We start from the raw sequence: 11,678 nt of genomic DNA on the forward strand, positions 1-11,678 counted from the left end.
AGAAAGCCTGTTGACGCAGAAATGAGAATTGTTATTATTATCGCAACTGATCGCGAGGTCAGCCGATAGCTGAAGGCTCAGGCAGTCGAACCTTCAGGTTATCTCCTCATCAGGCTAATCACGGTTTTGACCCGGCTCTGCCGGGTCTTTTTTTGTCCGTAGGAAAAGTGCGCGACAACATCATCACTTGCTGCGCTGACGCAGCTGTTCGCAGTGATCCTGCTCAGGCTGCGCCGCCGTATACCAGACGAAATCAGCCTCTGCTGCCGATACCTTGTGACCGACTTCGGCAAGCATCAACACCGCGAGCCTCCGTTCGGACAGATCCTCGACATGCAGCGGCACACCCAGATCACGTCGGACATGAAAGGCACCTGCCAGCAACAGCGCGGGTTCCGGCGCGGCAAGCAGGCGTTCGGCCATGCGCCGGTCGCGCTGCTGTTGCACAGCCAGCATCGCCGGCAGCTGCGAGGCGGGCAGCAGACCGCAATGAGAGGCCTCGATCTGCGCCAGCAGGGCCGCACGCACAACATCGCTCGTGGAGGCCGCTCCCGACAATGCGGGCAGTTCACGGTAGATCGCCATGATCTCGTCGCGACCAAGGTTGGCATGCAGTAGCGGATAGGGCTGCGCGAGCGCAGCGCTGACCAGCGGACCGTAGAGCTTCCAGTCCCAGCCCTCCTGCCAATTCAGCGCAGCCTGCAGATCGCTGGGTGACTGCCCTTCACGCAGCCCGCGGCGCACCCTGTCCACTCGCGCCTGCTGTTCGGGTTCGAGCATTTCCAGCAGCAGACTGCCCTGCGGGCGCGCTTGCGTCAGCGCACGCAACAACCACAACTGCAGTGCGTGATGGTCCGGATTGTCGTGGCGCTCTCCGACGAGCACGACCTCGTAGCCGGCCAGGCGAGCCGTCAGCTGCGCGGGCGTCAGTGACGTTCCGCTGCGCAGATCCACGATCAGCCCAAGATCCGGATGGTCGCGCCCTTCCGGACTCTGCCATCGCGGCAACGGCGCAAGCGACTGACAGCCTGCCAACAACCCCAGCACGAGTAATAGAACGATGCGCACAATCGGCTCCTCAACGGGCGATGATCAACGGATGTCCGCGCTCGGGATGGCTCTGAATCAAGACATCCAGATCGAACACGGCTCGCAGCGGCTCCTCGCGGAGCACGTCGACAGGCTTGCCCGCCACCTGCGGATAGCCTTTCTTGAGCAGCAGCAGATGATCACAGTAGCGCGCGGCCAAATTCAGATCATGCAGAATCACCAGCACGGCGCCGCCCTGCTCGGCGAACTGCCGCACCGCCAGGAGAACGCTGTGCTGATGGGCAGGATCGAGCATTGCGGTTGGCTCGTCGAGCAACAGCACGTGGCCAGCCCCACCGGGCCAGAGCTGCGCCAGCACACGGGCCAGATGCACGCGCTGCCGCTCACCGCCAGACAGCTGCAGATAACTGCGCTCGGCCAGATGCAGCACGTCCGCGGCACGCAGGGCCGCCGTAACGATGCCGGCATCGGCCGCACACCCGCTGCGATGGGGTAAGCGCCCCATCGCCACCACATCCGCTACCCGGAATGCAAAACTGAGCGTCGAACTCTGCGGCAGCACCGCCAGGCGACAGGCCCGATCCCGGTCAGGCCATTCGTTCAGCCTACGACCGTTCAGCAAGACCTGCCCGGTCGCCGGTTCGAGTTCGCCGCAGAGTGTCGCCAACAGCGTGCTTTTGCCAGCACCGTTCGGGCCGAGCACACCGAACACCTGCCCCGGTCGCAGTTCGAGGGAAACGCCGTGCAACGCCGTGATCGCTCCGCGCCGCACCGACAGGTCGCTGCCCACCAACATCAGCCACGCTCCCGCATCAGCAGGTAGAGAAAGAACGGCGCACCGAGTAACGCGGTGACGATACCGATCGGCAGCTCGGCCGGAACGATCAGCAGGCGCGCAACCACGTCCGCCAGTAACAGCAGAGCGGCGCCAGCCAGCGCCGCGGCGGGTAACAGCAACCGGTGATCGGGCCCAAGCAGCAGCCGCATCAGATGCGGAACCACCAGACCGACGAAACCGATCAGACCGGTAGCCGCGACCGCCGCCCCCACGCCTAACGCTGTGCAGACCACCAGTTCCAGCTTGATTCGTTCGACGGCAAAGCCCAGGTGACGCGCTTCCGATTCCCCCAGCAGCAAAGCGTTCAGCGCATTGGCACGCCGTGGGAGCCAGCAGATCACGACGACCGCAATCAGCAGCAAGGGCCAGAGCCTGCCATAACTGGCGCCGTTCAGACTGCCGAGGTTCCAGAAGGTCAGCGAGCGCAAGGTGCGGTCATCGGCCAGATAACTGAACAGCCCGACGATGGCACCAGCCAGCGCCGTCAATGCGATACCGGACAGCAGCATCGTGGCGACGTGCGTCTGTCCCTCGCGCCGGCCGAGTCGATACACCAGCAAAGTCACCCCAAGCCCACCGAGAAAGGCGCTCACCGACAGCACATAGGGGTCCCATGCCTGCGGCAGTACCGGGAATAACGCGCTGCCGACGATTGCGCTTGCAGCTCCAAGTGCTGCCCCGCTGGAGACACCGACCAGCCCCGGATCGGCAAGCGGATTGCGAAACAATCCCTGCATCGCCACCCCGCAAAGCGCCAGCACCGCCCCAGCCGTACAACCCAGCAACGTACGCGGCAGGCGAATCTGCGCGAGGATCAGCTCTGCCTGCTCGATTCCGTCTCGCTCGACCGGCAGGCCGAGCAGACGAAGCGCAGCTGCCAGCGTATCGTCCAGCGGCAGGTTGAGCGCCCCCAGCGCCAGTGACAGCCAGACAGCCAGCAGCAACAGCAGGCCGAGCAGCACAAAGACAATTCGCACGGGTATCGCAGGGCCCATCGGTGGCTACGCCAAGCGGAATGAGCGGCGAAGAATAAGATTCCCCTGCGACCATCGCCAGTCCATGGAGGGATAATTCGGCTGCAACCAAACCAACTCTGCGGAATAATCGCGGCTTACGCCGGAGGCTCTATGATCCGCTTGTGCGCAACATCCGAACTGCCCGAGGGGCAGAGCCGCGGCTTCAGCTCGGGCGAGCTGAAAGTCATCGCGGTTCGCCGGGATGGTCGGCCCTACCTGTACGAGAACCGCTGTCCGCACCGGGGCGTACCATTGGAATGGCTGCCCGACCGCTTTCTCGACGAAAGCGGCAGCCTACTGCAATGCGCCACGCATGGAGCACTGTTCCTTATCGAGTCTGGCGAATGCGTCGCCGGCCCCTGCGCCGGTCAATCGCTGCGGCAGTTGGATGTGATCGAGCGGGACGACAGCATCTGGTTGCAAACTGATCGACAGGGCGACAGTTGAGCACGGGCACCAAGCTCGAGGCTTGGTTATCATGCCGCCAAAGCTTTGCCGTGAGATCACCATGCTTCGCCTGCTGAGTCTGCTGCTCCTCTTCTGCGTACTATCCGCCCACGCCGGCCTGTTCGACAACAAACCCAGCGCGGGCTTCGGCAGCGCCCTGAACAATAGCAGCGACTTCCTGCCGGTACGCGAGGCATTCAGGCTGAGCCTTGTCGAAGCGACGCCCGAGCGAATCACCCTGCGCTTCGTCGCTGCCGAAGGCTACTACCTCTATCGGCATCGATTCGCCTTCAAGACCGACGAGCCGACGGTCGCCATCGGCGAGCCTAAGCTGCCCGCTGGCGTGCCCAAGGTCGATGACTATTTCGGCGAGATCGAAGCCTACTACGGCATTGTCGATGTCGAACTTCCGCTGACCAACCCGGACAATCGCCCCTTCATCCTGCAGGTCTCCTACCAGGGTTGTGCCGACAAAGGCCTGTGCTATCCACCGGAAACCGAGTCGCTTCCCATCGGCGATGGCGCCGGTGTATCCGCCGGAGCGGCCGACAGCCGACAGGCCAGCGAACGCGACCTCTCCTGGCGCTCGGTCGCGCTGTTCTTCCTCGCCGGCCTCGGCCTGACCTTCACCCCCTGCGTGTTGCCAATGCTGCCGATCCTTACCGGCGTGGTACTGCGCGGCCAGCCCGGCGGCATGCGCAGCTTCCTGCTTTCGGTGACCTATGTGTTGCCAATGGCTGGCGGCTTCGCCCTGCTCGGCGCGCTGATGGGCGTGTTCGGTGCAGAACTGAATCTGCAGGCACGCCTGCAATCGGCGTGGATTCTGGTGCCCTTCGCCCTGTTCTTCGTGATATTCGCCCTGGCCATGTTCGGTCTGTTCGAACTGCGCCTGCCGCGAGCCCTGAGCGGCCGCCTCGACCGGCTGGCCGGCAGCGCCCGCGGCGGTTCGTTCACCGGAGCGGCGCTGCTCGGTGCGGTGTCCAGCCTGCTGGTCTCGCCGTGCGTTTCCGCACCGCTGGCCGGCGCGCTGCTGTACATCAGCGCCAGCGGCGACGCCCTGGGCGGAGGGCTGAAGCTGTTCGCCCTGGGGCTGGGCATGGGCGCACCGCTGGTGCTGTTCGCCACGGGTGGTGGCGCCCTGCTGCCCAAGAGCGGGCCCTGGATGGTTGGCGTGCGCAACCTCTTCGGCGTGCTGCTGCTGGCGGTCGCGATATGGATGCTCGAGCGCGTACTGCCCGGCCCCGTCGCCCTGGCGCTCTGGGGATTGCTGGCGGCGGGCAGCGCGCTGTTCCTCGGCACCCTCGAGCTCACCAGCAAGACGCCACGCCAGAAGCTCGCCCAACTGCTCGGCCTGGCTCTGCTGGTCTACGCCCTGGCCGCCTGGGTCGGCGCACTGCAAGGCGGCTCCGACCCGCTGCGCCCGCTGCCGATCGCCAGCAGCTCTGCACCGGGCAGCCAGGTTGGCGAAGGCTGGCACACCATTTCCACGCCGGCGGAACTGGACGCGCAACTGGCCGCCGCCCGCGCCGCCGGACAACCATTGATGCTGGACTGGTATGCCGATTGGTGCATCAGCTGCAAGGTTATCGAGCGTGAAGTCTTCGCCAATCCACAGGTGGCTCCGCGCCTGGCCGACTATCGTCTAATCCGCTTCGACATCACCGAGAGCAATGCTGCCCAACGTAGCCTGCTGGATCGCTACCAGCTGTTCGGCCCGCCCGCCATCCTGTTCTTCGATGGCAACGGAAAAGAACTGAACGAGGTGCGCGTAGTCGGCGAAATAGACGCCTCCGGCTTTGTCGATCGACTGGATCGAGCGGCGGCTTCGCTCCAGGCGCCGCGATGATTTTCCGTGCTTCGTTGCAAGCACTCGAAGCATGCCTTGGCTCGACGAATGATTGCGGGAAACTTCAGGCATAATGCAGGCATTTCCTTCGATCGCGACATGACTGGACAGTCAGCCCTTGCCTGGGGCATAGTTTTTCACCTCTCGCGACCCGGCCGGTACTTGCCGGATCGGCGCACCAAGAAAAACAAGGAACCTGCATGGCCACGTTTCTGGTCCTCCATGGCCCGAATCTCAATCTGCTCGGCACTCGCGAGCCCGGCGTCTATGGCGCTGTCACGCTGGCGCAGATCAACCAGGATCTGGAGCAGCGTGCCCGCGAAGCGGGGCATCATCTGCTGCACCTGCAATCGAACGCCGAGTACGAACTGATCGAGCGCATCCATGCCGCGCGCAGCGAAGGCGTCGATTTCATCCTGATCAACCCTGCAGCCTTCACTCATACCAGCGTCGCATTACGTGACGCATTGCTGGCCGTGAGCATCCCATTCATCGAAGTGCACCTGTCCAACGTGCACAAACGCGAACCTTTCCGCCATCACTCCTATTTCTCCGACGTAGCGGTAGGGGTGATCTGCGGCCTTGGCGCCAGCGGTTACCGACTGGCCCTGGAGGCCGCCCTGGAACAACTCGCTGCTTCCTGACGGACACTGATGTGGCTTGAAGAAGCGAGCAGCAATGCCCTTTGAACTTACCTGGGAGTCAACGCTTCATGGATATTCGCAAAGTCAAGAAACTGATCGAACTGCTGGAAGAGTCCGGTATCGACGAGCTGGAAATTCACGAAGGTGAGGAGTCGGTTCGCATCAGCCGCCACAGCAAGCAGGTAGCGATGCAGCAACCGATCTACGCCCATCAGGCACAAGCCGCCCCGGCACCCGCTCCCGCCGCTGCTGCCGCTCCGGCTGCCGACGCCGCTCCGGCCGCACCCAAGCTGAACGGCACCGTAGTCCGTTCGCCGATGGTCGGCACCTTCTACCGCGCCTCCTCGCCGGAAGCCAAGCCGTTCGTCGACGTGGGCCAGACTGTCAAGAAGGGCGATATCCTCTGCATCGTCGAAGCCATGAAGATGATGAACCACATCGAGGCCGAAACCAGCGGCACCATCGAATCGATCCTGGTGGAGAATGGTCAGCCGGTCGAATACGACCAGCCGCTGTTCACCATCGTTTGAACCGCGGAGAGCCAGCGATGTTGGAAAAAGTACTGATCGCCAACCGCGGCGAGATCGCCCTTCGTGTCCTGCGCGCCTGCAAGGAACTGGGCATCAAGACCGTGGCGGTGCACTCCACTGCCGACCGTGACCTGATGCACGTGTCGCTGGCCGACGAGTCCGTGTGCATCGGCCCGGCCTCCTCCGCCCAGTCCTACCTGAGCATTCCAGCCATCATCGCCGCTGCCGAGGTAACCGGCGCCGATGGCATTCACCCCGGTTATGGTTTCCTCGCCGAGAACGCCGATTTCGCCGAACAGGTGGAGAAATCCGGCTTCACCTTCATCGGCCCGACCGCCGATGTGATCCGCCTGATGGGCGACAAGGTGTCGGCCAAGGACGCCATGAAGCAGGCCGGCGTCCCCACCGTTCCCGGCTCCGACGGCCCGCTGCCGGAAGACGAGCAGGAAGCGCTGCGAATCGCTCGCGAAGTAGGCTACCCGGTGATCATCAAGGCCGCCGGTGGTGGTGGTGGTCGCGGCATGCGTGTGGTGCACAAGGAAGAGGACCTGATCGCCTCGGCCAAGCTGACCCGCAACGAAGCCGGCGCCGCCTTCGGCAACCCGATGGTCTACCTCGAGAAGTTCCTGACCAATCCACGCCACGTGGAAATCCAGGTGCTGGCCGACGGCCAGGGCAATGCAATTCACCTGGGCGATCGCGACTGCTCGCTGCAGCGCCGCCACCAGAAGGTGATCGAGGAAGCCCCTGCCCCGCTGATCGACGAAGAAGCCCGCCGCAAGGTCCAGGCTCGCTGCGTCCAGGCGTGCATCGATATCGGCTACCGCGGCGCCGGCACCTTCGAGTTCCTCTATGAAGACGGCAACTTCTACTTCATCGAGATGAACACCCGCGTGCAGGTGGAGCACCCGGTTACCGAGATGGTCACCGGTATCGATATCGTCAAGGAAATGCTGCTGATCGGTGGCGGCCAGAAGCTGTCGATCAAGCAGGAAGACGTGGTCATCCGCGGCCATGCCGTCGAATGCCGCATCAACGCCGAAGACCCGCGCAACTTCATGCCGAGCCCAGGCAAGGTCAAGCATTTCCATGCTCCGGGCGGCAACGGCGTACGCGTTGACTCCCACCTGTACGACGGCTACTCGGTTCCGCCGCACTACGACTCGCTGATCGGCAAGCTGATCACCTTCGGGGCGAACCGCGATGAAGCCATGGGCCGCATGCGCAACGCACTGGACGAGCTGATCGTCGACGGCATCAAGACCAACGCCCCGCTGCACCGCGACTTGGTGCGCGACCCCGGCTTCTGCAAGGGCGGCGTGAACATCCACTACCTGGAGAAGAAGCTGGGTATGGATAAGCACTGAGCCACGCTCGGCGCTGTACTGCAGAGGCTGCCTTCGGGCGGCCTCTGTCGTTTCTACCTGGTGTTCGTCGAGCCCAGGCTGGCCGCACAACGCCCCCTCCAGTAAGCTTGCCGGCTTTTACCGCGACCCCATTCGAGAGGCCTCCATGTCCTGGCTGCAGATTCGACTCGCCATCACCCCCGATCAGGCCGAAGCGCTGGAAGACCAGCTGCTGGATCTGGGTGCGGTCTCCGTGACCTTCATGGACGCCGAAGATCAGCCGATCTTCGAGCCGGACCTCGGCACCACCCCGCTGTGGTCGCACACTCATCTGCTGGCATTGTTCGAAGCCGATACCGACGCGGACGCCCTGCTCGCCCATCTGCAGCTGCTACGTGGAGGCGAGCTGCCCGAGCACCAGGTCGAGGTGATCGAAGAGCAGGACTGGGAACGCAGCTGGATGGATAACTTCCAGCCGATGCGCTTCGGCCGCCGCCTGTGGATCGTCCCCAGCTGGCACGTGGCACCCGAGCCCGACGCGGTCAACCTGTTGCTGGATCCCGGCCTGGCGTTCGGTACCGGCACTCACCCCACTACCGCACTCTGTCTCGAGTGGCTGGATGCCCAGTCACTGAACGGCCAGAGCCTGCTGGATTTCGGCTGCGGCTCGGGCATTCTCGCCATCGCCGGCCTTCTGCTGGGCGCTGCGCATGCCGTCGGCACCGACATCGACACCCAGGCGCTTGAAGCCTCGCGTGACAACGCCCAGCGTAACGGCATCGCCGAGAAGCGTTTCGCCCTTTATCTGCCCGAGCAATTGCCGCAGGAACCGGCCGACGTGGTAGTCGCCAACATCCTCGCCGGGCCGCTCGTCTCCCTGGCACCGCAGATCACCGCACTGGTCAAACCGGCCGGGCGGCTGGCGCTGTCCGGAATCCTCGCCGAGCAGGCTGAAGAGGTGCGTGCGGCTTATGCCGACGCCTTCGAACTCGACCCGACCGCCGAGAAGGATGGCTGGGTGCGCATCAGCGGGACGCGGCGTGGCTGATCCTGCGACCGCAGCCACAAGCTGCACGCCCATGGCGGCGGGCCACTGCCGCTTGCCGATCGGCATGCGCTAGACTAGCCGGCACATTTGCGCGGAACCTCGCATGACCGGCTTCGTCACCCAGTGTCCCCACTGCCGTACCCGCTTTCGCATCGGCCGCAGCCAGCTCCGTGCAGCGCGAGGAGCGGCACGCTGTGGTGCCTGCATGGAGGTATTCAACGCCGCACACCATCTGCTGCGCGACGACATCGATCCGACTCGCCCGCTGACGCCGCCGCCGTTGGCCGCAGAGCAGGCGGAACCGGAACCAGGTGCGATCGCGACTGCTGCCTCGCCCAGCCCGCGCAGCAGTGACGAGACTCTCTGGATCCACGACGATCTGGACCTCGACAGCCTTGACCTGGACGCTGAGCTGGCCAAGCTGGAGCGCCAGGAGCGCGAGCTGTCTGCCGATCTGAATGCCCTGAGGCACGACAGCCCCGGCACATCGCTCCCTCACGAAGCACCGGCGGACGAGGCAGCCCCGCAGGATGAAAGCTGGGCCGAGCTTCTGCTCAATGCCGAGCAGAGCGTTAGCGCACGTCGCACCGATGAGCCGGATGACCCGATCAGTTTCACCCCGGTCTCGGCGGAAACGCCCCGCCAACCCGCCCCCCTGGCACCGAGTACCAGCGCGCTGTCTACAGCGAGGGCCCAGCAGGCACGCAACGAGCGGGTCGAACCGGAGCTGGAGCCACCCGAGCAGCCGATGCAGGCGGTCGAAGCGATCGCACCCCCACGACGCGAACCGGATCTGCGTGACGAGCCGCTCTTCGAACTCGATGACGAACCGCTGCAGCTGGATTGGCAGGAACGCAAGAACCCCTGGCCACGCCGGCTCGGCTGGGGCGCCCTGAATCTGCTCGCGCTGCTGGCCCTGGGCGCCCAGTACGTGGTGTACAACTACGACGAGCTGTCACGGCAGGCGGCTTACCGCCCCTGGTTCGAACGGGTCTGCCCGAAGCTGGGCTGCGAGCTACCTGCACTCGTCGACATATCCCAGATCAAGAGCAGCAACCTGGTCGTGCGCAGCCACCCCGACTTCACCGGAGCGCTGGTGGTCGACGCCATCCTCTACAACCGTGCCGCCTTCGCGCAGCCCTTCCCGCTCCTGGAAATCCGCTTCGCCGACATCAACGGCAAGCTGCTGGCGAGCCGCAGCTTCAAGCCCAGCGAATACCTCTCGGGCGAGCTTGCCGGGCAAGCCCAGATGCCCCCGCAGGTGCCGATTCACATCGCACTGGACATCCTCGACCCAGGCGCGCAGGCGGTGAACTACAGCCTGGGTTTCCACTCCCCCGATTGATACGACTTGCCGATGCGATGGGTCAGCCATCGCGCTGATGGCATATCCATGCCCTCCAGCAAACCACTGGCGATAAGGCGGCCGCTGTTCAGAATTTGTTCAAAACAGCCTTTAACCCGTCATGCGGAGCGGGTATTATGCCCACCCTTTTTTGCAGTCCCGATCGACCTAACAAGCAGGCCCCAAGCAGGGAATCTTCATGTCAGCGGTGCGCATCGGCCCCTACACCTTATCCAACCGGTTGATTCTCGCGCCCATGGCGGGCGTGACCGATCAACCGTTCCGCCAGCTGTGTCGCCGCTTCGGCGCGGCCCTGGTGGTTTCGGAAATGCTCACCAGTGACGTGCGCCTGTGGAACAGCCGCAAGTCGCGGTTGCGCATGCCCCACGCCGACGAGCCCGAGCCACGCTCGGTGCAGATCGCCGGCGGTGACCCGCATATGCTCGCCGAAGCCGCACAGCGCAACGTCGAACTGGGCGCACAGATCATCGATATCAACATGGGTTGCCCGGCGAAGAAGGTCTGCAACAAGGCCGCAGGCTCCGCGCTGATGCGCGATGAGCGACTGGTCGCAGACATCCTCAAGGCCGTGGTCGCGGCGGTGGATGTGCCGGTGACGCTGAAGATCCGCACCGGCTGGGACCGCCAGAACAAGAATGGCGCAACCATCGCCGGCATCGCCGAGCAGTCCGGCATCGCCGCATTGGCGGTGCATGGGCGTACCCGTGCCGACCTGTATACCGGCGAGGCCGAGTACGACACCATCGCCGCGATCAAGCAGGCGGTGTCGATCCCGGTTTTCGCCAATGGCGACATCGACTCGCCGCAAAAAGCCGCGCAGGTCCTGCACTCGACCGGTGTCGACGGCCTGCTGATCGGACGTGCGGCACAGGGTCGCCCGTGGATATTCCGCGAGGTGGAGCATTATCTGCGCACCGGCCAATTGCTGGCGGCGCCAACGCTGGACGAGATCGAAAGCACCCTGCTGGAGCATGTGCAGGCGTTGCATGAATTCTACGGCGAGGTGATGGGAGTCCGTATCGCCCGCAAACACGTGGGCTGGTATCTCGCAACACTGCCGGGCGCGCGGGACTTCCGCGCCCGTTTCAATCATCTGGAAGACAGGGATGCACAGGGCTTCAGCATTCGGCAGTTCTTTGCCGAACAACGCTCAGGGCCTGGCTCGGTGGATGGAACAGAGGTGGCCGCATGACGCTGTTGAATGAAACATTGGTAAGTGGAACAACATCCGTGAGTGACAACCTGAACCTCAAGCAGCACCTGAACACGCCGAGCGAAGCGGGACAGACGCTGCGTGGTAGCGTCGAGAAGGCGCTGCACAACTATTTCGCACGCCTCGAAGGCGCCGACGTCACGGACGTTTACAACCTCGTGCTCTCCGAGGTGGAAGCACCGCTGCTGGAAACCGTGATGCACTACGTCAAGGGCAACCAGACCAAGGCCTCCGAGCTGCTGGGTCTGAACCGCGGCACCCTGCGCAAGAAACTCAAACAGTACGACCTGCTCTGAAGCGACCGCCGGCAGGCGCGCCTGCCGGCTTCGCGGCC

At 64.1% G+C, this 11,678-nt stretch carries 11 protein-coding genes and 1 pseudogene; 9 read left to right on the forward strand and 3 right to left on the reverse strand.

The annotated features are described in order from the left end of the window. Positions 1-183 precede the first annotated feature (183 nt). The 3 genes and pseudogenes from OUY36_RS17365 to OUY36_RS17375 form a co-directional block, all read right to left on the reverse strand. Positions 184-1,068: a ChaN family lipoprotein gene (locus OUY36_RS17365; RefSeq protein WP_267935252.1), complete on the reverse strand. Its 885-nt coding sequence runs from the start codon at positions 1,066-1,068 to the stop codon at positions 184-186. 10 nt (positions 1,069-1,078) lie between these two features. Beyond that, positions 1,079-1,786, reverse strand: a pseudogene (locus OUY36_RS17370) (heme ABC transporter ATP-binding protein); the annotation flags it as partial. A 59-nt stretch (positions 1,787-1,845) separates the two neighbouring features. Beyond that, positions 1,846-2,883, reverse strand: a complete 1,038-nt coding sequence (locus OUY36_RS17375) for a FecCD family ABC transporter permease (protein WP_267935256.1) — start codon at positions 2,881-2,883, stop codon at positions 1,846-1,848. A 132-nt stretch (positions 2,884-3,015) separates the two neighbouring features. On the opposite strand from OUY36_RS17375, the gene OUY36_RS17380 reads away from it, so the two are divergent. The 9 genes from OUY36_RS17380 to fis all read left to right on the forward strand — a co-directional run bounded on the left by OUY36_RS17380 (position 3,016) and on the right by fis (position 11,640). Further along, positions 3,016-3,351: a Rieske (2Fe-2S) protein gene (locus tag OUY36_RS17380; RefSeq protein ID WP_110776054.1), complete on the forward strand. Its 336-nt coding sequence runs from the start codon at positions 3,016-3,018 to the stop codon at positions 3,349-3,351. A gap of 31 nt (positions 3,352-3,382) precedes the next feature. Continuing rightward, a complete protein-coding gene (locus tag OUY36_RS17385; protein WP_267935258.1) occupies positions 3,383-5,197 on the forward strand; it encodes a protein-disulfide reductase DsbD in 1,815 nt (604 codons plus the stop codon). Positions 5,198-5,397: 200 nt separating this feature from the next. Beyond that, complete coding sequence (gene aroQ, locus OUY36_RS17390) at positions 5,398-5,841, forward strand: type II 3-dehydroquinate dehydratase (RefSeq protein WP_063540412.1); 444 nt, start codon at positions 5,398-5,400, stop codon at positions 5,839-5,841. A 68-nt stretch (positions 5,842-5,909) separates the two neighbouring features. Beyond that, positions 5,910-6,371 (forward strand): acetyl-CoA carboxylase biotin carboxyl carrier protein, encoded by a 462-nt coding sequence (accB, locus tag OUY36_RS17395; RefSeq protein WP_267935260.1) that lies wholly within the window; start codon positions 5,910-5,912, stop codon positions 6,369-6,371. Positions 6,372-6,388: 17 nt separating this feature from the next. Beyond that, on the forward strand, positions 6,389-7,738 hold the full coding sequence (gene accC, locus OUY36_RS17400) for an acetyl-CoA carboxylase biotin carboxylase subunit (RefSeq protein ID WP_102838512.1): 1,350 nt from the start codon (positions 6,389-6,391) through the stop codon (positions 7,736-7,738). Positions 7,739-7,883: 145 nt separating this feature from the next. Beyond that, positions 7,884-8,765, forward strand: coding sequence for a 50S ribosomal protein L11 methyltransferase (prmA, locus tag OUY36_RS17405; protein ID WP_267935263.1), 882 nt, complete (start codon positions 7,884-7,886; stop codon positions 8,763-8,765). A gap of 103 nt (positions 8,766-8,868) precedes the next feature. After that, positions 8,869-10,110, forward strand: a complete 1,242-nt coding sequence (locus OUY36_RS17410) for a zinc-ribbon and DUF3426 domain-containing protein (protein WP_267935265.1) — start codon at positions 8,869-8,871, stop codon at positions 10,108-10,110. Between the two features lie 199 nt (positions 10,111-10,309). Further along, a complete protein-coding gene (gene dusB, locus OUY36_RS17415) occupies positions 10,310-11,323 on the forward strand; it encodes a tRNA dihydrouridine synthase DusB (protein WP_267935267.1) in 1,014 nt (337 codons plus the stop codon). Next, on the forward strand, positions 11,320-11,640 hold the full coding sequence (gene fis / locus OUY36_RS17420) for a DNA-binding transcriptional regulator Fis (protein WP_003293170.1): 321 nt from the start codon (positions 11,320-11,322) through the stop codon (positions 11,638-11,640). The genes dusB and fis overlap by 4 nt, the downstream gene beginning before the upstream one ends. The last annotated feature ends 38 nt before the right edge of the window (positions 11,641-11,678 follow it).

Source organism: Stutzerimonas sp. R40042 (assembly GCF_026642215.1).
GTDB lineage: Bacteria > Pseudomonadota > Gammaproteobacteria > Pseudomonadales > Pseudomonadaceae > Stutzerimonas > Stutzerimonas frequens.